This window comes from Streptomyces sp. NPDC002176 (assembly GCF_044903645.1).
In the GTDB taxonomy this organism is placed as follows: Bacteria; Actinomycetota; Actinomycetes; order Streptomycetales; family Streptomycetaceae; genus Streptomyces.
This window is the reverse complement of the sequence record NZ_JBJDQW010000003.1, coordinates 499,469-520,781: the sequence shown is the minus strand read 5'-3', so window position 1 is coordinate 520,781 and position 21,313 is coordinate 499,469. Positions and strand designations below refer to the sequence as shown.

20 protein-coding genes and 1 other RNA gene are annotated in these 21,313 nt (G+C 70.7%); 12 read left to right on the top strand and 9 right to left on the bottom strand.

Annotated features, from left to right (window positions below; translation table 11 throughout):
- Positions 1–33 precede the first annotated feature (33 nt).
- Positions 34–816, bottom strand: a complete 783-nt coding sequence (yaaA, locus tag ACI2LY_RS16165) for a peroxide stress protein YaaA (protein WP_404707686.1) — start codon at positions 814–816, stop codon at positions 34–36.
- A 109-nt stretch (positions 817–925) separates the two neighbouring features.
- On the opposite strand from yaaA, the gene rnpB reads away from it, so the two are divergent.
- The 3 genes from rnpB to ACI2LY_RS16150 all read left to right on the top strand — a co-directional run bounded on the left by rnpB (position 926) and on the right by ACI2LY_RS16150 (position 5,266).
- An RNA gene (gene rnpB, locus ACI2LY_RS16160) (RNase P RNA component class A) lies at positions 926–1,326 on the top strand.
- 441 nt (positions 1,327–1,767) lie between these two features.
- Complete coding sequence (locus tag ACI2LY_RS16155; protein ID WP_404707685.1) at positions 1,768–3,120, top strand: hypothetical protein; 1,353 nt, start codon at positions 1,768–1,770, stop codon at positions 3,118–3,120.
- 40 nt (positions 3,121–3,160) lie between these two features.
- Positions 3,161–5,266: an AIPR family protein gene (locus ACI2LY_RS16150; RefSeq protein ID WP_404707684.1), complete on the top strand. Its 2,106-nt coding sequence runs from the start codon at positions 3,161–3,163 to the stop codon at positions 5,264–5,266.
- A 27-nt stretch (positions 5,267–5,293) separates the two neighbouring features.
- On the opposite strand, the gene ACI2LY_RS16145 is transcribed toward ACI2LY_RS16150, so the two are convergent.
- The 3 genes from ACI2LY_RS16145 to ACI2LY_RS16135 all read right to left on the bottom strand — a co-directional run bounded on the left by ACI2LY_RS16145 (position 5,294) and on the right by ACI2LY_RS16135 (position 6,956).
- A complete protein-coding gene (locus ACI2LY_RS16145; RefSeq protein WP_404707683.1) occupies positions 5,294–5,641 on the bottom strand; it encodes a hypothetical protein in 348 nt (115 codons plus the stop codon).
- 283 nt (positions 5,642–5,924) lie between these two features.
- Entirely contained in the window at positions 5,925–6,278 is a 354-nt protein-coding gene (locus ACI2LY_RS16140) for a protein kinase (RefSeq protein ID WP_404707682.1), read from the bottom strand.
- A 132-nt stretch (positions 6,279–6,410) separates the two neighbouring features.
- On the bottom strand, positions 6,411–6,956 hold the full coding sequence (locus ACI2LY_RS16135; protein WP_393911055.1) for a DoxX family protein: 546 nt from the start codon (positions 6,954–6,956) through the stop codon (positions 6,411–6,413).
- Between the two features lie 129 nt (positions 6,957–7,085).
- Between ACI2LY_RS16135 and ACI2LY_RS16130 the strand changes: the two genes are divergently transcribed.
- From ACI2LY_RS16130 to ACI2LY_RS16110, 5 genes are all read left to right on the top strand, one after another.
- Positions 7,086–7,412, top strand: coding sequence for a nuclear transport factor 2 family protein (locus tag ACI2LY_RS16130; protein WP_404707681.1), 327 nt, complete (start codon positions 7,086–7,088; stop codon positions 7,410–7,412).
- A gap of 117 nt (positions 7,413–7,529) precedes the next feature.
- Positions 7,530–8,783, top strand: coding sequence for a D-alanyl-D-alanine carboxypeptidase (locus ACI2LY_RS16125; protein WP_404707680.1), 1,254 nt, complete (start codon positions 7,530–7,532; stop codon positions 8,781–8,783).
- A 122-nt stretch (positions 8,784–8,905) separates the two neighbouring features.
- Positions 8,906–10,201: a multidrug effflux MFS transporter gene (locus ACI2LY_RS16120; protein ID WP_404707679.1), complete on the top strand. Its 1,296-nt coding sequence runs from the start codon at positions 8,906–8,908 to the stop codon at positions 10,199–10,201.
- Entirely contained in the window at positions 10,144–11,328 is a 1,185-nt protein-coding gene (locus ACI2LY_RS16115) for a serine hydrolase domain-containing protein (protein ID WP_404707678.1), read from the top strand. Before ACI2LY_RS16120 ends, ACI2LY_RS16115 begins: the two co-directional genes overlap by 58 nt.
- 47 nt (positions 11,329–11,375) lie before the next feature.
- Positions 11,376–12,368 carry a small ribosomal subunit Rsm22 family protein gene (locus ACI2LY_RS16110; protein ID WP_404707677.1) on the top strand — a complete coding sequence of 331 codons (993 nt, stop codon included), beginning with the start codon at positions 11,376–11,378 and terminating at the stop codon, positions 12,366–12,368.
- A 48-nt stretch (positions 12,369–12,416) separates the two neighbouring features.
- On the opposite strand, the gene ACI2LY_RS16105 is transcribed toward ACI2LY_RS16110, so the two are convergent.
- Positions 12,417–13,280: an SDR family NAD(P)-dependent oxidoreductase gene (locus ACI2LY_RS16105; RefSeq protein ID WP_404707676.1), complete on the bottom strand. Its 864-nt coding sequence runs from the start codon at positions 13,278–13,280 to the stop codon at positions 12,417–12,419.
- A gap of 105 nt (positions 13,281–13,385) precedes the next feature.
- Between ACI2LY_RS16105 and ACI2LY_RS16100 the strand changes: the two genes are divergently transcribed.
- From ACI2LY_RS16100 to ACI2LY_RS16090, 3 genes are all read left to right on the top strand, one after another.
- A complete protein-coding gene (locus tag ACI2LY_RS16100; RefSeq protein ID WP_404707675.1) occupies positions 13,386–14,060 on the top strand; it encodes a TetR family transcriptional regulator in 675 nt (224 codons plus the stop codon).
- 46 nt (positions 14,061–14,106) lie between these two features.
- Entirely contained in the window at positions 14,107–14,793 is a 687-nt protein-coding gene (locus ACI2LY_RS16095) for an NAD-dependent epimerase/dehydratase family protein (RefSeq protein WP_404707674.1), read from the top strand.
- Positions 14,794–14,946: 153 nt separating this feature from the next.
- A complete protein-coding gene (locus tag ACI2LY_RS16090) occupies positions 14,947–15,690 on the top strand; it encodes a bifunctional DNA primase/polymerase (protein ID WP_404707673.1) in 744 nt (247 codons plus the stop codon).
- Between the two features lie 441 nt (positions 15,691–16,131).
- Here the strand turns inward: ACI2LY_RS16090 and ACI2LY_RS16085 are convergent, their stop codons facing one another.
- The 4 genes from ACI2LY_RS16085 to efeO all read right to left on the bottom strand — a co-directional run bounded on the left by ACI2LY_RS16085 (position 16,132) and on the right by efeO (position 20,453).
- Positions 16,132–17,124, bottom strand: coding sequence for a hypothetical protein (locus ACI2LY_RS16085; protein ID WP_404707672.1), 993 nt, complete (start codon positions 17,122–17,124; stop codon positions 16,132–16,134).
- A gap of 74 nt (positions 17,125–17,198) precedes the next feature.
- The gene (gene efeU, locus ACI2LY_RS16080) at positions 17,199–18,041 is read right to left on the bottom strand and encodes an iron uptake transporter permease EfeU (RefSeq protein ID WP_404707671.1); all 843 of its coding nucleotides are present in this window, start codon (positions 18,039–18,041) and stop codon (positions 17,199–17,201) included.
- Positions 18,042–18,044: 3 nt separating this feature from the next.
- On the bottom strand, positions 18,045–19,301 hold the full coding sequence (gene efeB, locus ACI2LY_RS16075) for an iron uptake transporter deferrochelatase/peroxidase subunit (RefSeq protein ID WP_404707670.1): 1,257 nt from the start codon (positions 19,299–19,301) through the stop codon (positions 18,045–18,047).
- Positions 19,302–19,316: 15 nt separating this feature from the next.
- Positions 19,317–20,453 carry an iron uptake system protein EfeO gene (gene efeO / locus ACI2LY_RS16070; protein ID WP_404707669.1) on the bottom strand — a complete coding sequence of 379 codons (1,137 nt, stop codon included), beginning with the start codon at positions 20,451–20,453 and terminating at the stop codon, positions 19,317–19,319.
- Positions 20,454–20,667: 214 nt separating this feature from the next.
- Between efeO and ACI2LY_RS16065 the strand changes: the two genes are divergently transcribed.
- Entirely contained in the window at positions 20,668–21,312 is a 645-nt protein-coding gene (locus ACI2LY_RS16065) for a PhzF family phenazine biosynthesis protein (RefSeq protein WP_388992866.1), read from the top strand.
- The last annotated feature ends 1 nt before the right edge of the window (position 21,313 follow it).

Here is a 21,313-nt window from a genome sequence, read left to right as displayed (position 1 = left end):
TGCGCAACGAACGTTGCACATGCTGCAACGCGTTCAGTGAACCTCGTCCACCAGCACGTCCAGCGCCCACGGCTTCCCGGCCTTCTCCGGCGCCGCCGCCTCCACCTCGTACCCGAGGTCCCGCAGCGCGACGACCAGCTCGGCCGGGTCCTTCGGCGCGGTGCCCTCGGTGAGCAGGGCGCGGACGATACGGCCCTTGGTCGCCTTGTTGAAGTGGCTGACCACCTTGCGGGTGGGCGCGTGCAGCACCCGTACGGTCGCCGTGCGCCCCGCGATCTCGCCCTTGGGCTTCCAGGCGGCGGCGTACGCGGCGGAGCGCAGGTCCAGTACGAGCCCGTCCCCGGCCGCCTCGGGCAGCACCTCGGCCATCGGTGCCCGCCAGTGTCCGGCCAGCGCGCCGAGGCCGGGCAGCTTGACGCCCATGGAGCAACGGTAGGAGGGGATGCGGTCGGTGACGCCGATCGCGCCCCAGAGGCCGGAGAACACCAGCAGGGAGCGGGCCGCGCGGCGCTTGGCGGCGGGGTCGAGGGTGGCCAGGCCGAGGGCGTCGTAGAGGACACCGGTGTAGATCTCGCCCGCCGGACGGGCTCCGGCCGTGCGCAACCCGGCGTTCTTGGCGACCTCGCCGCGCAGCCCCTCGCTCAGGCCCAGCACCTCGCGGGCCTTCTCCTCGTCCCCGGCGCACAGCTCGACCAGTTCGGCGAGCACGGCCTGCCGGGCGGCGGCGAGACCGGGCAGGGACAGCGACTCGGGCTTCAATGGGGCACCCCGGCCCGAGGACGCCTTTCCCTCCGACGGGGGCAACAGGACCAGCACGGACGAACTCCTTGTTTCTCGGCGCTTCTCGGCCTCCGCGCCAGCGTACGGGCCCCCGGCGGCGGTCGGCGCCGCCCGCCCGGCCCGGTACCATGGTCGGCACGGCAGACGAGCCGGGCGGACGGCCGCGTGGAGTCCCTTAAGGGGCTTCCCGAGGAACGTCCGGGCTCCACAGGGCAGGGTGGTGGCTAACGGCCACCCGAGGCGACTCGCGGGACAGTGCCACAGAGAACAGACCGCCTCGCGCCTCGGCGCGGGGTAAGGGTGAAACGGTGGTGTAAGAGACCACCAGTGCCCAGGGTGACCTGGGCAGCTAGGTAAACCCCACCCGGAGCAAGGTCAAAAGGAAACACCCCGGTGTTTCTGCGCGGACGATCGAGGGCTGCCCGCCCGAGTCCGCGGGTAGACCGCACGAGGCCGGTGGCAACACCGGCCCTAGATGGATGGCCGTCACCGGGACGCCCGCGAGGGCCCCCGGTACAGAACCCGGCGTACAGCCCGACTCGTCTGTCGCTATGGCTTTGACCTCGAGGTGTTGCCTCGGACTAGGCTAATTTCAAAGTGTTGCGCAGGTTTGAGCTTCGACGCTTGGCTGATGGTCAAGTCCTGGAGCGCTGCGGGAGGCCGTTGACCGTTGGGTTGAGTGGCAGGACCGAGGGAGGCGCGGCGAGGATCGCGGAGCTGGGCGTGACGCCGATGGCGTACCTGTCCCGTGCAAGCCGACATGGCCGACAAAGGACTGCGAAGTGGCGGTCGAGAGCCTCGGTGCTCAGCTCGGCGGCCGTACGGGACAACGGACGATCGGTGCGTTTGCTGACCCTCTCCCGACTTGTGCGAAAACGTCACGAAGCGGGTCCAGGCGGCGAAGATTTAGATCATGGAAGCCGGACCGGCGCGCTAAGATCTCCTTGAGCCTGGCTTGTTGCGGTGGCGGTCGGTACGGGGGAGTGGATGACATTCGCACAATCGAGGCGGGCTGAATCCCCGTCCTCGGCCCGTTCGCCGCGGCTGGCGATTCTGCGCCCTGACAATGACTTGCTTCGTCTGCTCGATGCCGACGACGCCAAGGAAAGGTCGTACTCCCAATCCTGCCGTGACTGGCCCGAGGTCAAGACACACCTCGCGATCCTGCTGGCCCCTGTAGACCAGCACGGCGACGAACGGGGAGGGGAGCAATCGGAGCGGATCTGGGGGCTGGGGATCGTGCGCCCTGCTCATGAGACCGACCGAGACCGGAAGGTCATTGTCGCCCGTGCGCGAAGGTTTCGAGACCTGGTGCTTGTCTCAGGGCTCTGGGGCGCCGGCGTTGAGCGAGACGCCGCTCTTTCCAAGTCGTTGCCGGAAAGCGGTCCTGTCACTGTTGGTGCGGACACCGTGTTTGCCAATCTCCGCCAGATCTCTTCTGATGTCGAAGCCGAAGTTCAGAGGCTGATGCCTCTACTCGATGACGCAGAAGGCTGGACCGAGGGGGAGCTTCGCTGGCGTGACGAGCGTGACGCTCTTCTACTCTTCGCCAAGATAGCGGGGTTGGCCCCGAACGACTTCTCGGAGGTACGTCTCTGGGACAGGACAGTCGCCGGGACAGCCTTTATCAGCGGGCTTGTCGGGACTGCGGTTCAGCCGATGCTCGACGACGTCCGTGGGCGGGCAGCGACGAGGTTCAGTGGCGTCAGTGAGACTGTCGTCCAAGCCTTCGCGAATCGCGGAGGCAACCGAAGTTATGACTTCGAGGCCACGTCGATAGTCGATCAGCGGGTGGTGGACGGTGAGGAGGGCTCCCTCGATGCGTACTACTACCACGTCGACACCCGGACGCTCGTCATACTGCGTTATGTACGTCCCGGCCCGAACGGGCTCTTGACGCCTGACGCCCGGCACAGTCTGGACGAGTTCCACAGCCGCTTTCACCACCTGCCGAGACACGACCGGCGGAGCGCCGACGATTTCAGCTTGCTGGACAACCCTCTCTTTCTCCGCATTCATGAGCCCGTGCCCTTTACCGCCGCTCTGCAGCGGACGAGCTCCGGTGCGATCTACCCTTACGAGCAGGTCGCCGCAGCGATCTCAGCCGCGGCGGAACCCAATACCCCAGGCCCTTCCGCGAGCACGCTCACCCGCCACTTGGCACCGACCCACTTCGCCCAGCTGGTGCGCGACGGTTGGTTCGGCGCGAGCGGCGTGCCCTTCGAAGCGGTCTTGGACTGGGTGGAAGCCACGATCCACTCGGCTGGTGTTGCCTTATTGGTCGTGGACTTCAGCCTCCGGCAGCGCGGCAACGGTTCAGGCATCAAGACGTCGGCCTAGGCCATCTACAAGACACCACCAGCAGGAAGGCAAACCACCCATGGCCACCTCGGGGGCGGACACACCTCGCCAGGTCACGCAGGTGCGCGAGCAGCTGCACGAGACATTTGGCGGGGTGATATTCGACAGCGACATCGCCCATTTCCGCGGGGGCAACTACGAGCAGCGCTTCCTCTCCCGCGCCCTCGCAGCCCTCGCGGTACGACGCGTGGCCCAATGCTCTGTAGCCGAGGCGGCCCGGTTCGTCACGGACGGCATTGCGGATCAGGGCTTGGATGCCATCGCGCCCCTGCCGGAGAGCGGGCAGGCTCTGCTCGTCCAGGCAAAGTGGAGCGACAAGGGCTCAGCTACCTTCGACGTGGATGCCGCCAAGGCGATGGTGGACGGCCTGAACCGTATCGAGAACGAACTGTACGACCAGTTCAACCAGCGTGCCGGCGCCCTCGCGCTTGAAGCCAGGCCGTTCATCATCAACAAAAGGGCCACCCTGCTCATCGCGCTGATGGGCACGGCGGAGCCTTCTCCGCCAGCGCTCGAGGTTCTCAACAACGCTCTCGACGAGTTCAACAAGCACGGTGCCCGCTTGAGCGTGGAGGTGCTGTACGCGGCAGATTTCCATGACCAGATCCACGCAGATCTTCGGCCGGACCCGATCTGCCTGGACGTCCGCCTTGACGACTGGTACCAGCAGAAGGGACCGCTCGACGCCTATCAGGGCACGGTTTCTGCCGAGAGCGTGGCCGAGTGGTACGAGAGTCACGGTACCGGCCTGTTCGAGCAGAATCTCCGGGCCCCACTCGGGACGACCGTCACCAATGCGGAGATCGGCCAGACCCTCACGTCCGATCCAACCAAGTTCTGGCACCTGAATAACGGCATCACCATGATCTGCGACTCGCTCACGGCGAAGCACGACAGCGCCAAGGCGCCGCAGAGCAGGCCGACCACTCTCACCGTGAGTGGAGCAAGTATCGTCAACGGCGCTCAGACGGTACGGGCTGTCGCCAGAGCCATGCACGACGACGGTGAGGCTGCGGCCAACGCTACTCTGAGCATCAAGGTCATCAACACGCATGAAGACCGGGAATTCGGCATCCAGGTCTCGCAGGCGGCTAACCGGCAGAACGCCATCGAGCAGCGCGATCACATCGCGCTCGAGCCTGTGCACCAGGCGATCAAGGCCAACCTGCGCGCCGAACTGCGCAAGCAGTACGTGATCAAGCGGGGTGAGCCGGTCGCCGCGCCTCAGACGGGTTGTTCACTGGACGAACTTGCTCTCGCGCTCGCGTGCCTGTACCCGGATGCGGAACAGGCCGCCCGGGCCGCCAGTTCGACGGAGAACCTCTGGGAACAGGGCCCCAAGGGCAGTCACACCCTGTTGTTCAAACGCGAGCCCTCGCCGCAAAAGGTGTGGCGCTCCGTGCTCACGCTGCGCGCGGCACGAAGCGCGGTCTACAAACTGGGCAGTGGTCAGAACAGCCGCGAGGCCGCTACTACCGAGCACGGTAGCTTTCTCGTCACTCACCTGCTTTTTCAGCATCTCGGCGCCACCAGCATCGATGACCCCGACTTCGATTGGGAGAGCGAGGTGCTGGAGAAGATTCCCGCCCTCGTACCGGACCTGGTGCGTCGGCTGACGCACCAGATCGTCACTCGCTACGGGCCGCGTCCCCAGATCAGGACCGCTTTCCAGGGCGTGGATACGTGCCGGGATCTCGCGAAGCAGGTCCTCGGTGACCTGGCCGATGGCGTCGCCATTCCCGCACCTCCCGCGAAGGAGCGCAAGCCGCGTCGTCCGAACACCGTGCCGCTCCTGGTCGACCGTCGTGCCATCAAGGACGGATCCCCCCTTCGTTACGTAGCTCAGACCGAGCCCGAACGTGACGCCATGGAAGAGTGGCTTGCCGGAGACGAAAGCCGACGTCAGGCGACCTGGGTCAATCACCGGACGAAGCCCATCCTCTGGGCGCACGACAAGCAGCAGTACTCGCCGTCCGGGCTGGTGTCGAAGATGTGGGCGGACGCCGACTGGGACGAGCGACCCGTGGCCAACCAGGGAACGGCTCGCTGGTTCCAGTCGGATGGCCTGAGTCTGTGGAATCTGGCTCAGCGCATCCACGGCGAAGAGGCCGAGGACGAGGCCTGACGGCGTGTGCACCGCACCGGCAGGACGTCAGTAAGGGAGTGGTCCCTTCGGGTCGCGCGGCCGAGCGAGGAGATCGGCGATCTCGCGAGTCTCCTCATGGTCCTCACCGAGGAGGACGCACATGTCCTCGTGGAGGGCGTCGAGGACCCCCTCGGCCTCGGTGCGGCGCCCCTCGGAGAAGAGGAGCAAGCCGATACTGCGCCGCAGGTCGAGAGCGGTTTCGGAGGCGTCCCCGGCCGCTTCGGACACGACTTCCAGAACCTCCTGGAACTCCCGTAAGGCGACTGTGGCCTGACCCAGGTTGGCCCGGAAGTAGGCGGCGTGCCGACGGCACTCCAGCGTGCTTTCATCACCCGGTCCCGCCGTGGCGATCACCGGTTGAGGACATTCGCGGCCTGAGCGAACCGTCCGCTTTCGGCGAGGTCCGCGGACCTGGCGCAGACGTCCCGGATCGCGTCCCACAGCGTGGTGTCGACGCGTGCCGGGACCGGGGACGGGCGCCACCGGCCCGAGCGAGGGCACGGGCGGCGTGGTCCGTCGCAGGGGTGCGTTCGGTTGGCGGTAGACCACTGTCGGGTCGGGAAGTTCGGAAAGAGAGCCGCCATGGGCGAGGGCCGGGAATCGGCTGCCGATCCCAGTTGCTGCAAGTGCGGCACGTTCATGTGCTGGTGCAGAAGCTGGTACTCGTTGTCGCCACTGAACACCAACTCCCCGGCGAGAAGGTCGTGCAACATGCAGCCGAGCGGGTTGATCTGCGCGCAGTCGATTTCGCGATGCCGAAATCCAGCACCTTGACCGTGCCGTCAGCGGCGATCAGCACGTTGTCCGGCTTCAGATCGCGGTGCGCGACCGGGATGGCGTGCGCGTGCGACGGGACTCGCGAACTCCCGCAAGACCCCCCTCGGCCGGTTCCAGCTCCGGCGCGCGACCAGTCCCTTCCGGGCGTATCGGTAGACCATGTAACCGAAAGCGACGAAGACCGCCTCGGGAGCACTGCAGGGCGTGATGGCATCCCTCGTAGCCATCGAGGTAGCCACACATGTGCGCTCCCTACACGTTCGCGCAGTTCATAGCGTTGCGGTGGCTCTCCTTCGGCGTACAGCCCGACTCGTCTGTCGTACCCCCACCTCGAGCCCCGAGGGCTCTACTCCTCGAACAGCACCTCCTGCTCCGTCACCACCGTCTCCCGCAGCCGCCGGTTCCGGGCGCCGATGACCACCGCGGTGGCCGCCGCCGTGACGCCGAGGGCGGCTGGGACCATCCAGTTGCGGTCGAAGACGTGGCCGAGGAGATGGTCCAGGGAGAGGCGGCCGGGGCCCGTGACGGCGAGGCCCGCCGCGGCCAGGCCGAGGCTCGCCGCGTACTCGTAGCCGCCCTCCTGGGCGAAGAAGCCGTTGGGGACGTGCAGGGCCGCCGCCCCGGCCATCGCGCCGGCCGCCGCCGCGCCCGCCGCGGGGGTCGCGAGGCCCAGGGCCAGCAGGACGCCGCCGCCCGCCTCCGCCGCGCCCGCCGCCGTCGCGCTCGCCTTGCCCGGTGCGAAGCCCACCGACTCCATGAACTGGCCGGTGCCCTCCAGGCCGTGTCCGCCGAACCAGCCGAACAGCTTCTGCGCGCCGTGCGCGGCCAGTACCCCGCCGGTGCTCAGCCGGAGCAGCAGCAGGCCCACATCGCGTCGGTCGTAACAGGTCATGGTCACTCCCTTCCCTTGCGTCCACCGTCGCACCGGGTCCCCCGTCCGGCCTCCCGGGCCGGGCGTCCGGGTGGCGCGGGTGGCGGACGTCCGGTGGCAGGGCGCGGGGAGCGGTGTGAGCCTGACGCCATGACGATTCAGCCCGCCAAGCTGCGCGACCCGGCCGTGAGGGCCTTCGTGCACGCCGTCAACTCCCATGACCGCGAAGGCTTCATGTCCCTCCTCGCGCCCGGCGCGACCATGGCCGACGACGGCGCCGACCACGACCTCGCCGTCTGGATCGACCAGGAGATCTTCTCCAGCCACGGCCACCTGGAGGTGGACAACGAGTCCCGGGGCGGCCGCGCGCTCGTCGCCCGGTACCGCAACGACACCTGGGGCGAGATGCGCACCCGGTGGACCTTCACCGTGGCCGACGACGGCCGGATCTCCCGCTTTGAGACAGGCCAGGCATAGGGCACACGACCTACGGCATGCCATCGGTCCATCGGACTTTCATAAGAGTGCAAAGTCCTGGCCGGGGAAACACCTCCCCGGGGTAAGGGCCCTTCGGAGCCGGTGTACGGTCCCCGGGTGCGTGAATGTTCCCCGCTCAGCCGACGTGCCCTCCTCGGTCTCGCGGCCGCCGCCGTCCCCCTGACCGCCACCGCCCCCGCCTCCGCCGCCGGGGCGAGATCCGCGGGGACGAACGTCGTCGGCGGTGAACGGCTGGCCCGCGGCGGGGTCCAGGTGCGCGCGGCCGGTCTGCCGAGGAAGCTCACCGCCGCGGCGTGGCTCGTCGCCGACCGGGACACCGGGGAGGTGCTCGCCTCCTTCAACGCGCACCGCCGCCTCGCGCCCGCGTCCACGCTGAAGATGCTGTTCGCGGACACCGTGCTGCCCAAGTTCGACCCGACGGTCCGCCACCGGGTCACCGACGCCGACCTCGCCGACATACCGTCCGGGTCCAGCCTCGTCGGCGTCCAGGCCGGGACCACGTACACCGTCGAGCAGCTCTGGCAGGGCGTGTTCCTGCGCTCCGGCAACGACGCCGTGCACGTGCTGGCCCACCTGAACGGCGGTGTCGCCCGCACGGTCGCCGAGATGCAGGCCAGGGCCGAGTACCTGCACGCCCTCGACACCCACGTGGTCAGCCCGGACGGCTTCGACCACAAGGGCCAGATCTCCTCGGCGTACGACCTCACGCTGTTCGCCCGCGCCGGGCTCGAGAACCCCGACTTCCGGCGCCACTGCGGGACCCGCACCGCCGACTTCCCGGCGGGCGGCAAGAAGACCTTCCAGATCCAGAACACCGACCGCCTGCTCACGGGCGCGTTCGGACTCACGCCGTACCCGGGGCTGCTCGGCGTCAAGAACGGCTACACCAGCCACGCGGGCAACACCTTCACCGGCGCCGCCACCCGGGGCGGCCGCACCCTGCTGGTCACCGTGATGCACCCCACCGAGGGCAGCAACGCCGTCTACGAGCAGACCGCCGCCCTCCTCGACTGGGGCTTCGGCCCCGGCCGCGCCGCCCAGCCGGTCGGCTTGCTCGCCGCACCCGGCGGCACGAACGGCAGCCGCCCGACCGTCAGCCCGGTCCCGGAGCGGAATCCGTCCCACGCGGACGCCACCCCGCCCGGCCCGTCCGCCCTCCGCCTAACCGAGGGCGCGGCGGGCACCGCGGCCCTGCTGGGCGCGGGCGCCTGGGCCCTGCTGCGCCGCCGCCGGGCGAGCACGGCGGGCGCCCCCGCCGAAGCCGTCCCGCGCCAGGGCGGCCGCCGCCGGGCCCGTACGACGGAAACGCCCACCGAAGCCCCCCAGCAGGGCGGCCGCCACCGCCGCTGACACCTCTCGGCGGCGGGCGGTCCGCCGAGGCCGTCGGCGACCTTCGCACACACGTCCCCCGCACCCTGTTCGAGCTGAGACCATGGGGGGCGTCGTCCGGGGTGTTGGCTGGGAGGGGTTTCATGGGTGAGCGGCAGGCCGTGACGGCTTCGGAGGTGGCGGCCGTCCAGGAGACGGCCGTGGTCGCGGGGCCGCCGCGCGGGGTGCTCGTCACCTTCCTGCTGGGGGCGCTCACCGCGACCACCCCGCTCGCGATGGACATGTACCTGCCCTCGCTGCCGGAGGTCACCCGCACCCTGCACGCGCCCGCCGCGACCGTGCAGCTCACCCTCACCGCCTGCCTGGCCGGGATGGCGCTCGGCCAGCTGGTCGTCGGGCCGATGAGCGACCGTTGGGGGCGGCGGCGCCCGCTGCTCACCGGGCTCGCCGTGTACCTCGTCGCCACCGCCCTGTGCGCGCTCGCGCCCACCGTCGAGACCCTGGTCGCCTTCCGGCTGGCGCAGGGCCTCGCGGGCGCGGCCGGGATCGTCATCGCGCGGGCCGTCGTACGCGACCTCTACGACGGGGTCGCCATGGCCCGCTTCTTCTCCACCCTGATGCTGATATCCGGGGTCGCCCCGATCGTCGCCCCGCTGATCGGCGGGCAGATCCTCCGGGTGACCGACTGGCGGGGCGTCTTCGTCGTCCTCACCGGCATCGGCGCCGTGCTCACCGCGCTGGTCTGGCTGCGGCTGCCCGAGACGCTGCCGCCCGCCGAACGGCACCGGGGCGGCGTGAAGGAGTCCCTGCGCACCATGCGCGGCCTCCTCGCCGACCTGCCCTTCACCGGCTTCCTCCTCACCGGCGGCTTCGCCTTCGCCGCGCTGTTCGCCTACGTCTCGGCGTCGCCCTTCGTCGTCCAGGAGGTCTACGGCGCCTCCCCGCAGACCTTCAGTCTGCTGTTCGGGCTCAACTCGGTCGGCCTGGTCGCCGCCGGGCAGATCAACGGCAAGCTCCTGGTGGGCCGGGTCCGGCTGGACCGGGTGCTCGGCTGCGGTCTCGCGGTGATCGTGCTGGCCGCGACCGCGCTGCTGCTGATGGCCACCGGGGTGTTCGGCGAGGTCGGGCTCGCGCCCGTCGCCGCCGCGCTGTTCGTGCTGATGTCGGCGATGGGCTTCACCCTGCCCAACACCCAGGCCCTCGCCCTGCTGCGCACCCGGCACGCAGCCGGTTCCGCCTCCGCGCTGCTCGGGACGACCTCGTTCCTCATCGGCGCGGTCGCCTCCCCGCTCGTCGGGATCGCCGGGGAGGGCACCGCCGTCCCGATGGCCGTCGTCCAGCTGGCCGCCGCGCTGGTGGCGGGCGCCTGCTTCATGGGACTGTGCCGTCCCTGGAAGGCGGGCGCGGGCCCGGAGGGACCAGAAGGAGGAGACCACTGAGCGCACCGAAACTCCGGCTCGGCACCCCCGAGCGGGCCGGACTGGACCCCGCGGGGATGGCCCGCCTCACCGACGACCTGCACGCCCTCACCGCCGGGACGCATCCCTGGGCGGCCGGAGCCGTGGCCGTGGCCGGACGCGGCCCGGTGATCGCCGTCGCCGAACCGTCGGGCTGGGCCGTGCGGTACGCCGCCTGGGACCCGGAGTCCGGCACCGGCGTCGAACTCCCGCCCGCCGAACGGGTGCCGGTCACCCTCGACACCCCCTTCGACCTGGCCTCGCTCACCAAGCTGTTCACGTCCGTCGCGGCCCTCCAGCAGATCGAGCGGGGCACCCTCGGCATCGACGCCCGGGTGGGCGCGTACCTGCCCGAGTTCACCGGGGCTGCCGAACACGGCGTCACCGTGCGGCAGTTGCTCACCCACACGGCCGGGTTCGCGCCCGAACTCCCGCTCTACGACTGCCCCGACCTCACCGCCCGCCTCGCCCGCCTGCGCGCCGAGCCGCCCACCGAGAAGGTGGGGGAGTACCTGTACTCCGACCTCGGCATGCTGCTCGTCCAGTTCGTGCTGGAGCGGATCACCGGGCGCACCCTGGACGTCCTGATCGCCGACGGCATCACCCGCCCGCTGGGCATGACGGCGACCTCCTACGGGCCACGCCCCGAGGCGGCGGCCACCGAGGACCAGCGCAGACCGTGGGCCAAGGCGGACCGGGGGATGCTGCGGGGTGTCGTCCACGACGAGAACGCCTGGGCGCTCGGCGGGGTCGCGGGCCACGCCGGACTCTTCTCCACCGGCCCCGACCTCGCCGTCTTCTGCCGCGCCCTCCTCGCGGGCGGCGCGTACGGCCCCGCCCGCGTCCTCGGCCCCGACTTCGTGGAACTCCTCCTCACCCCGCCCGGCCTGGGCTTCGCCATCGACCAGCCCTGGTTCATGGGCACCCTGGCGGGACAGGGCGCCGCAGGTCACACCGGCTTCACCGGCACCTCCCTGGTCCTGGACCCGGCGACGGACACGTTCCTCGTCCTGCTGGCGAACACGGTCCACCCGGTACGCCGCGGACCCGACAGCCACCCCCGCGCGGCCCTGGCGAGCCGCCTGGCCAAGGCGGTACGGGACGCCTAGGGGTTGTCTCCTAGGGCCTGTCTCCCCGCACCTGAGAGAATCGTCCGGTGAACGCCCCCACCCCCACCGCCGATACCCTCCGTTCCACCCTCGCCGGGGTGCTGGACGGTCTGCCGCCGCGGCAGGCGGCGTCCGCTGTCGAGCGGCTCATCGCCAACTACCGGGGGGACACCCCGACGAACGCGCCGATCCTGCGGGACCGGGCCGATGTGGCGGCCTATGCCGCGTACCGGATGCCCGCGACGTTCGAGGCGGTGCGCTCCGCACTGGAGGCGTTCGCCGACGCGGTGCCCGAGTGGGTGCCCGGCAGCCATGTGGACATCGGCGGCGGTACGGGCGCCGCGACCTGGGCCGTGGCCGCCACCTGGGACGGGGAACGCCCGGTGACCGTGCTGGACTGGGCCGAGCCCGCCCTCGCCCTCGGCCGGGAGATCGCCGGGGCGCACCCCGCGCTGCGCGGCGCCGAGTGGCGGCGGGCCCGCATCGGGGCGGCGCTGGAGTTGCCGGACACCGACCTGGTCACCGTCTCCTACGTCCTCAACGAGCTGTCCGAACCCGACCGGGCCGCCCTCGTCGACGCGGCGGCCACCGCCGCGCGGTCCGTCGTCATCGTGGAGGCGGGCACCCCGGCGGGGTACGAGCGGATCATCGAGGCCCGTGACCGGCTGATCGCGGCCGGGTTCCGGATCGCCGCGCCCTGCCCGCACAGCGCGCCGTGCCCGATCGTGCCCGGCACCGACTGGTGCCACTTCGCCGCACGCGTCAGCCGCTCCTCGCTGCACCGCCAGGTCAAGGGCGGCTCCCTGGCGTACGAGGACGAGAAGTTCAGCTACGTCGCCGCGACCCGGCTGCCCGCCGACCCGGCGCCCGCCCGGATCGTCCGGCGCCCGCAGATCCGCAAGGGGCAGGTGCTGCTCGATCTCTGCGAGGCGGACGAGCAGCTGCGGCGGACCACCGTCACCAAGCGGCACGGCACGCTGTACAAGGCGGCCCGTGACGCCGAGTGGGGCGACGCCTGGCCGCCGCTGGGGGACGACTAGCCCGCGTCGCCGTCCCTCGACTGGGCCCCGGTCGGCCGGTCGGGGTGCTCAGAGAGCGAACTCGACGGGTTCCTCGCCTTGCGTCACGAGGCTTTTCCACAGGTCGCTCGGGTTGCCGGTGGCGGCGTTGCGGAACTCCTCCCAGTACCAGTCGGCGCCGAGGAGCTGCTTGGCGCGGGGGATGGCGACGCCATCGGGACCGGTGTAGTAGCGCACCTTCTCCAGCTTGCCGTCGGTGACGGCCTCGTAGATGACCTTCGCGGTGACGGCAGGGCTGGAGCCGGTGCCCTGGGCGCCGAAGAAGCGCCGGATGCCGGGCTGGTAGTCCTCGGGTACGTCCGCGGCCTGGTCGATCTTGGTGAAGATGCGGGTGGCGTGGGTGCCGGGGAAGATCGCCTTGACCGAGACACCGAAGTCGGCCATCTCGACATGGAGGCCCTCGGAGAAGGCCGCGACCGCGGCCTTGGACGCGGCGTAGACGGCCGTGTAGGGGTACCCCTGATCGGCGCTGATCGAGGAGATGTTGACGATCACGCCGGAGCGCTGCTTGCGGAAGTGCGGCAGAAAACCCTTGGTCAGGGCCATCAGGCCGAAGACGTTGGTCTGGAACTGGCCGTGGATCTGCCGCATGGAAGCAGCCTCGACGGGGCCCATGTGGTAGTAGCCGGCGTTGTTGACGAGGGCGTCGACGCCGCCGAACTGCGCGATGGCCTCTTCGGCGAAGGCGGCGTCGGCCGATTCGTCGTCGACGTCCAGCAGGAGGGTCCTGACGTTCGGCACGTCGCTGTGGATGCCGAGGTCCTCCTCCTTGCGGACGGTCGCCACGACGTTCCATCCCTGGGATGCGAACAGACGCACGCTGTCGAGGCCGAAGCCTGACGTGGTGCCGGTGATGACGGCGGTGCGTGTCATGCGGGAACTCCTTCGGATTGAGCAGACCGGCGGTCTCTTATGTGCGCCAACGTAAGGGACCGCCGGTCTCAAGTCAAAAGACCGGGAGTCTGTAATATGCGGGGCATGACATCCTTCCAGCGGGCACGCAGTGAGGAGCAGCGCGAGATCCGGCGTCAGGCCATCCTCGACACCGCCGCCGCCATGCTCGACGAAATGCCCGTCAGCGCCGTCAGCCTCAATGAACTGAGCCGTCGCGCCGGGCTGGCCAAGTCGAACGTCATGCGCTACTTCGAGTCCCGCGAGGCAATCCTGCTGGAACTGCTGGACCGGGCCTGGACGGGGTGGACGACCGGCCTGCCCGCTCTCCTGTCCGACCGGATCGACCCGACGGCGGGAGTGGGCGAGCGCGGTGAGCAGTTCGCCGCCGCCATCACGGCGTCCGTCACCGGCCGCAGCGTGCTGTGCGACCTCTTCAGTGCCCAGGCAGGGGTGCTGGAGCACAACGTCTCCTCCGAAGTCGCGGCCCGCTACAAGAGGGCCGCCCTCGCCAACGTGGCGGAGCTCGCCGCCCTCGCCGACGCCCACCTGCCCGAACTGGGCGACGAGGCATCGGAGTTGGCGGCGTTCACGATCATGAGCATCGGGGCGGTGTGGACCCACGCCCGGCCGTCACAGGCGATGCTCACCGCATACGAGGCCGATCCCTCTCTCGCCGCCCGGAAGATGGACTTCGCCACGTCGCTGCGTCAGTTGCTGGCCACCCTCACCGCGGGCGCACTCGCCCGCGCCTCCCGCTGAAGGCCCGGTCCTCTCCGGGCTCCCCCCTCAACCCCTTGGAGCATCGTTGCGCGTCATCGTCTTCGGAGCCTCGGGAATGGTCGGGTACGGCGCGCTGCGTGCCTGCCTCCTCGACGAGAGCGTCACGGAGGTCCTGGCGGTCGTCCGGCGCCCCCTCGCGCAGGCGCATCCCAAGCTGAGGCAGATCGTCCACTCCGACTTCACCGACTACACGGCCATCCGGGACCAACTGACGGATCTGGACGCCTGCTTCTTCTGTCTCGGCATCTCCGCCGCGGGCCGTGGCGAGGAGGAGTACACCCGCGTCACCCATGGCTACACCCTCGCCGCGGCCCGCGCCCTGCGTGCGGCGAGCCCCGCGCTGACCTTCGTCTACGTCTCCGGCGAGGGCACGGACAGTTCCGGCACGAGCCGCCTCATGTGGGCCCGGGTCAAGGGCCGTACCGAGAACGACCTGCTGGCCATGCCGATGACGACCTACCTGTTCCGCCCCGGCTACATCCAGCCCGTCGCCGGCGCCTCCTCACGTACCCCGCTCTACCGTGCGCTCTACCGCGTCACCGCCGGTCTCTACCCGCTGCTGCGCCGGGCCTTCCCGCGCCATGTCACCACCACCGACGCCGTCGGACGGGCCATGCTCGCCGTGAGCCGCCTCGACGGCACCGGTTCCCCCGTGCTGCGCAACCCCGACATCAACCGCCTCGCCGCGGACTACCCCGGACAGGTGCTCTGATCCCCTGGCAAAGAAAGGGGAAAACCGCGCATACCCCTCCATCGTGAGGTATGTCTCGCCAGGCTCCTTCATATCCGTTCTCGGGCTCCCCGCGGCGCAGGAAGGTGCGACGATGAGGCATGCTGTCCGCACCACAGCGAGGCGAGGGGACAGATGAGCGCGACGTTCGGCGGCCGGTCCGGCCGCCAGGGCAAGATCTCCCAGTGGCTGCGCGGACGGCGTCCCAAGGACGAGGCCGCCGCCGAGGGCGGCCGGGAGTCGCTGCTGCTCGCCACCGCCGCGGCCGGGCTGCCCCTGGCGCTCGCCGCGTACCCCGCCCCCGGTTACGGCTGTTCCTGCGACCGCGTCGGCTGTCCCACCCCGGCCCGGCACCCGGTGTCCTTCGCCTGGCAGACCCAGTCGACCACCGACCGCGCCCAGATCGAGCGGTGGGCCCGCGACCAGCCGCAGGCCAACTTCATCACCGCCACCGGTATGACCCACGACGTCCTCGACGTGCCCCTGAACGCCGGGCGGGCCGCTCTCGACCGGCTCCTCGGTGAGGGCGTCGAGGTCGGGCCGGTCGCCGAGAGCGACGACGGCCGCATGCTGTTCTTCACCCAGACCCGCGGCACCCCCGAGGACGAGGACGAGTGGTGGCCCTGCGAGCTGGACTGCCACCCCGAGACCATGGACGAGCATCCTGGCCTGCGCTGGCATTGCCGTGGCTCCTACGTCCTCGTCCCCCCGGCCCGGCTCCCCGGTGACCCCGACCGGGGCGTCCGCTGGGTCCGCGGCCCCGAGCACCCGCTGCCCGAACCCCTGACCTTGCTGGAGTCCCTGACGGACGCCTGCGCCAAGCACGCCGGTACGGAAGCCGACCAGCACGCGGGCACCGCCTGGCCGTCCCGCCACTGACCGGCCTCCGGCCGAATCGTGTTCCCACCCGCACCACCCGTACAACTTTCATGGTCGGGTGCGGGTGGCCCCCGCCGGGGCAACTCGCCGTCGGCGGCCGCGGGTTGGGGCGCCTTGCGCCAGGCTCGCGGTGCTGGCCATAGGCCGATGCGGGTGGAGGTAGTGCCCAGGAGCCCTAGCCCGCCGACGGCGATGTCGCCCCACAAGGACCACCGCACCCGACGACGAGAGTCGCACGGGTGGAAGCCCCGGAACCCGCGGCCGCCAACGGCGAGTTCGCCCCACCAGGCCACCCGCACCCGACGACGCGAGTCGCACGGGCGGAAGCCCCACGACCCGCGGCCGCCGACGGTGATTTCGCCCCACCAGGGCCACCCGCACCCGACGACGAAAGTTGTACGGGTGGTGCGGGTGGGAAACAGATCCGGCCGGAGGCCGGTTCTACTCGCCCTGTGCCGCGGTCAGCCCCTGTACTCGGCCCAGCACGGACACCGGCCCCCCGCCGGGAGGGTCGAGCGCGGCCTGGTTGGAGACGAACTCCAGGGTCAGGGACTGCTTCACCTCACCCTTGGTCAAGGCCCGCACGTCCTGGTTGGGGATGACCACCGACGTCCCGGCGGCAGCCGTCCGCTTCTCGTAGTGGTGCGAGGCGAAGAAGACCAGCGCGCCACCGTCCGCGGTGCGCAGCGCGAGCGGTGCGAAGTCGTCGCGGGTCAGCGGCTCGTCGACGTACTGCCGCACCAGCCCCGGCCGCCGCGCCTGCTGGGCCCGGACCGTACGCCACCCACTGGTGCTGGGCCCGTCGGCGAACGTCTTCCCACCGTCGCGCAGATACGCCGCGTACCGCTCGCTCAGCTCCCCCGGCGGGACCGCCTCACCGGTGGAAGCGGCGGGCACCGCCTCCGCCCAGCCGTCCGCGTCCAGCCGGAACCTCGGCACCTGGGCGGGCGGGACCAGCGTCACGTACGACACCCGCCACGGCTCACCGAGTCCGTCGCGGAGGAACACCATCAGCCAGCGGGCGCTGCCGCCCTTGCTGCCCTTGGCGTCCGCGACGAACCACCGCGGCCAGCCCGGCTTCTTCGGGATGGTGAACTTCGCGTCGGTCAGGGTCAGCGGGACGTGCCGGGAGTTGCCGCCCGGATTGTTGGCGTGACCCGCCCGCAGCCGGGCGGAGTCGATCGCGGCGAACGCCCCGCCCACCTGCCCGGCGTCCAGGGAGCCGTCGAAGGCCCGGTCGGCCTTGTTGTACGCGTCCGTGAACCCCGTCAGGGCGCGGGCGGCCTCGGCGCGGGTGGCGGCGGGCAGCAGCTCGCGTTCGCCGTGCACGACGACACATCCGCTCGCCGTCAGCGTCCACGCGGTCAGCGAGGCCGCTATGAGTGCCTTCCGGTTCCGGCCGCGTAGCCCGCGGCCGCTGCGATCCCTGCTCATGAGGCGACTTCACCTTCCCCTTCCCGGAGGCGAACCCTACCGGGAGGGAACGGGAGCCGGACCCCCGGAGGCGCCTACTTCGCCGCGCTCGGCGCGGTCTCGCCCGTGCGGCCGGAGAGGCGGGAGGGAAGCAGGAACAGCGTGAGCACCGGCACCAGATACAGCAGCCAGACCGTGATCTGCCCGGCCGTCGGGTCCGGCTGGAAGTTGAACACGCCCTTGAGCAGGGTGCCGTACCAGCTGTCCGGCGGGATCGTGTCGGAGATGTCGAAGGGCACGTCCGTCAGGCCCGGTACCCAGCCCGCCTCCTGGAGGTCGTGGACGCCGTACGCGAGGACGCCCGCCGCGACCACGACGAGCATGCCGCCGGTCCAGGTGAAGAACTTCGCCAGGTTGATGCGCAGCGCGCCCCGGTAGAACAGCCAGCCCAGCAGCACCGCCGTGGCGATACCGAGGGCGACGCCGATCAGCGGGCGCGGCGTGCCGTCGCTCGCCGCGTGCACCGACGCCCAGACGAACAGCGCGGTCTCCAGCCCTTCCCGGCCGACGGCGAGGAACGCGGTGGCGACCAGCGCGCCGGTACCCATGGCGAGGGCGGCGTCGAGACGGCCGTGCAGCTCCGACTTGAGGTGCCGGGCGGTGCGCCGCATCCAGAACACCATCCACGTCACCAGGCAGACCGCGACGATGGACAGCGAGCCGCCCAGCGCCTCCTGCGCCTGGAACGTCAGCTCCTGCGAGCCGAATTCGAGCGCGCAGCCGAAGCCCAGCGCGAGCGCGACCGCGATGGCGATGCCGGTCCAGATCGGCTTCAGGGCCTCCCGGCGGCCGGTCTTGACCAGGTAGGCGATCAGGATGCAGACGACGAGCGACGCCTCCAGCCCCTCGCGCAGACCGATCAGGTAGTTGGAGAACACGGACTACGCCTCCTTGGAGAACAGCGCCCGGCCCCACCAGTCGTGGGAGTCACGGACACCGGGGGGGACCGCGAAGACCGCCGAACCCACGTGCTGGATGTACTCGTTGAGCGCGTCGTGCGCGGAGAGCCGCCGCTGCAGCGGGATGAACCCCTCGCGCACGTCACGCTGGTAGGCCAGGAAGAACAGGCCCGCGTCCAGGCGGCCGAGCCCGTCCGTGCCGTCGGTGAAGGAGTAGCCCCGGCGCAGGATGGTGATCCCGTCGTTGGAGTCGGGGTGGGCCAGGCGCACATGGGCGTCCGGCTTCATCGCCTTCAGGAACGGCGGGTCGTGCTCCTTCGCCTTGCCGACCGCCGCCCCCTCGCCCTTGTCCCGGCCGAACACGTCCTCCTGTTCCTGCAGCGACGTACGGTCCCAGGTCTCGATGTTCATCCGGATACGCCGGGCGACGAGGTACGAACCCCCGGCCATCCAGGCCGACTTGGCGTCCCCGTCCGACCCGGACACCCAGACGTGCTTGTCCAGCCGGGCGGTCTCGGTGCCCGCGATGTTGCGGGTGCCGTCCTTGAAGCCCATCAGGTTGCGCGGGGTCTGCGCGTCCGGGGTGGTCGAGGAGGTCTTGCCGAAGCCCAGCTGGGACCAGCGCACCGCGACCTTGCCGAAGCCGACGCGGGCCAGGTTCCGGATGGCGTGCACCGCCACCTGCGGATCGTCCGCGCACGCCTGCACACAGAGGTCGCCTCCGGTGCGGGAGGCGTCCAGGTTGTCGCCGGGGAACTTCGGCAGGTCCGCGAGCGCGGCCGGACGCCGGTCCGCGAGCCCGAACCGCTCGAAGAGCGAGGGCCCGAAGCCCAGGGTGAGGGTCAGCCGGGACGGACTCAGGCCCAGCGCCTCGCCGGTGTCGTCCGGCGGGGCCTCGGCGAGCCCGCCGTACGCGCCCTCGCCGACCGGCTTCCCGGCCGTCATCAGCCGGGCCGCCGCCGTCCAGTCCTTCAACAGCTGGACGAACTCGGCGCGGTCCTCGGTCTTCACGTCGAACGCGGCGAAGTGCAGACGGTCCTGCACCGGGGTGGCGATGCCCGCCTGATGGGCGCCGTGGAACGTCACGGCATGGTCCGTGTCCGCCGACGCCAGGCCCAGGCTGCCGTCCGACAGCGCCACACCGCCGCCCGCCGCGGCGGCGCCGAGCGCGAGCCCGGCACCGCCCCAGCCGATCAGCGCGCGCCGCGAGGGTCCGCCGCGCTCGTTCTCGGTCTTCACCCGTGGCTCCCGTGCCTACTTGACGACCGCGGCCGCGAGCTTGGACAGCGGCTCGGCCAGGGCGTTCACCGCGTCGGACAGCTCCTTGCGCTGGTCCTTGCCGACCTTCTCGTAGGAGACGAAGTCGTAGGAGTCCCCCGCCGGGCGGTACTTGTCGAGCAGCTTGTCCAGCGCCGCGAACTGCTTGTCCAGCTCACCGGTGAGCGCGGAGTCGTTCTTGGCGGCGACCGGCTTCAGCAGGCCGTACGCCTTCTGCGCGCCCTCGACGTTGCCCTTGAAGTCGACCAGGTCGGTGTGCGCGTAGCGGTCCTCCTCGCCGGTGACCTTGCCGGTGGCGACCTCGTCCAGCAGCTCCTTGGCGCCGTTGGCCATCGAGGTCGGGGTGATCTCGGCCTTGCCGACCCGGTGCTGCCAGTCCTTGAGGTCGGTGACGAGCTGCGCGGCGAGCTTCTTGTCCTCGGCGCCGATCTTCTTGTCCTGCCAGAGGGACTTCTCCAGCCGGTGCCAGCCGGTCCACTTCTGGCCGTCCTCCAGGCCGTCGGCGCGGGTGTCGACCCGGGGATCGATGTCACCGAAGGACTCGGCGACCGGCTCGGTGCGCTCCCACCCGAGGCGCGAGGGCGCGTACGCCTTCTTCGCGGCGTCCAGGTCACCGGCCTGCACGGCCTTGGCGAAGGTCTCGGCGAGCGGGACCGTCTCGTCGGCCTGGTCCTGGGCGTACTGGCGGTAACCGGCGACCGCGGTGTCCAGCGCCGGGTTCCGCTTGGCGGACTTGCCGGAGCCGGTCACGTCGAGCTTCTGCCGGACGCCGTGGCCCTTCATGCCGGGACGGCAGGCGATCTCGTACGAGCCCGCCTTCACCTCGGCGGTCAGCGTGTACTTGGTGCCCGGCCCGATGTTCTCCTTCTCGGAGACGATCCGGTCGTCCGGGAAGACGATCTCGACCTCGGTGGCGCGCGAGCCCTTGTTCTCGATCTTCAGCGTGACCTGGCCGGCCGGTACGGACTTGGCCGAGGTGTCGCACGTGCTGTCGGCGGCGGTGACCTGGATGGCGTCGCCGTCCTTGGCGTCGCTCTTGGCGGTGCACGCCGACAGGGCGGTCAGCGCGGCAGCCGCGGTGGCGGCGATCGCGATCGGACGGACGGCTCGCATAACGGGCTCCATGCGGTCAGGACGGCACGAATCCGCCCATTCGGTTTGGTGAGGCTTGCCTAACTTACCCGAGCCTTAGTCCGCCCGTCCCCGCCCGATACCGGATTCGAACGGCACGAAAAGATCACAGACACGACTTGATGTCGGCGCCCCAAAAACGATCTCAAGTAAAGGCAAAGAGCAGCCCAAGCGGCCGCGATGCTTCAATGCACCGGTGACTGACTACGACGTACTCCGGGTCTTCTGCGGCCCCTTCGGCGGCTACGGGAACGAACTGGGCGTCGTCCGCGACGGCTCGCGGGTGCCCGAACGGGACGACCGGCAGGCGCTCGCCGCCAAACTCGGCTTCAGCGAGACCGTGTTCGTGGACGACCCCGAGCGCGGAGTGATCGACATCTACACCCCCACCTCCCGGCTGCCCTTCGCGGGCCACCCCTGCGTCGGCACCGCCTGGCTGCTCGACGTACCCGAACTGGTCACGCCCGCCGGGGAGGTCGGCACCCGGCTGGACGGCGAGTTCACCTGGATCGAGGCCCGCGCGGAGTGGGCCCCACCGCGCACCCTGCGCCAGTACGCGAGCGCCGCCGAGGTCGACGCCCTGGAGGTGCCGCCGCCGGGGGAGTGGATCTACGCCTGGGCCTGGGAGGACGAGGCCGCGGGACGGGTACGGGCCCGCGCCTTCCCGGGCCGGGACGACGGGATCACCGAGGACGAGGCGACCGGCGCGGCCGCCCTGCTCCTCACCGACCGGCTCGGCCGCGCCCTCAACATCACCCAGGGCCGCGGCTCCCAGCTCCTCACCGCCCCCCAGCCGCACGGCTGGGTGGAGGTCGGCGGCCGGGTCGTACTGGAACGCTGAC

What these genes read in the sequence shown, in the direction of transcription:
- ACI2LY_RS16135 (WP_393911055.1), bottom strand. Translation starts at nt 6,956, where the DNA reads ATGACCTGTTACGACCGACGCGATGTGGGCCTGCTGCTGCTCCGGCTG.
- ACI2LY_RS16100 (WP_404707675.1), top strand. Translation starts at nt 13,386, where the DNA reads ATGACATCCTTCCAGCGGGCACGCAGTGAGGAGCAGCGCGAGATCCGG.
- ACI2LY_RS16085 (WP_404707672.1), bottom strand. Translation starts at nt 17,124, where the DNA reads ATGAGCAGGGATCGCAGCGGCCGCGGGCTACGCGGCCGGAACCGGAAG.
- ACI2LY_RS16130 (WP_404707681.1), top strand. Translation starts at nt 7,086, where the DNA reads ATGACGATTCAGCCCGCCAAGCTGCGCGACCCGGCCGTGAGGGCCTTC.
- ACI2LY_RS16090 (WP_404707673.1), top strand. Translation starts at nt 14,947, where the DNA reads ATGAGCGCGACGTTCGGCGGCCGGTCCGGCCGCCAGGGCAAGATCTCC.
- ACI2LY_RS16120 (WP_404707679.1), top strand. Translation starts at nt 8,906, where the DNA reads ATGGGTGAGCGGCAGGCCGTGACGGCTTCGGAGGTGGCGGCCGTCCAG.
- ACI2LY_RS16155 (WP_404707685.1), top strand. Translation starts at nt 1,768, where the DNA reads ATGACATTCGCACAATCGAGGCGGGCTGAATCCCCGTCCTCGGCCCGT.
- ACI2LY_RS16140 (WP_404707682.1), bottom strand. Translation starts at nt 6,278, where the DNA reads ATGCCATCACGCCCTGCAGTGCTCCCGAGGCGGTCTTCGTCGCTTTCG.
- ACI2LY_RS16105 (WP_404707676.1), bottom strand. Translation starts at nt 13,280, where the DNA reads ATGACACGCACCGCCGTCATCACCGGCACCACGTCAGGCTTCGGCCTC.
- efeO (WP_404707669.1), bottom strand. Translation starts at nt 20,453, where the DNA reads ATGCGAGCCGTCCGTCCGATCGCGATCGCCGCCACCGCGGCTGCCGCG.
- ACI2LY_RS16150 (WP_404707684.1), top strand. Translation starts at nt 3,161, where the DNA reads ATGGCCACCTCGGGGGCGGACACACCTCGCCAGGTCACGCAGGTGCGC.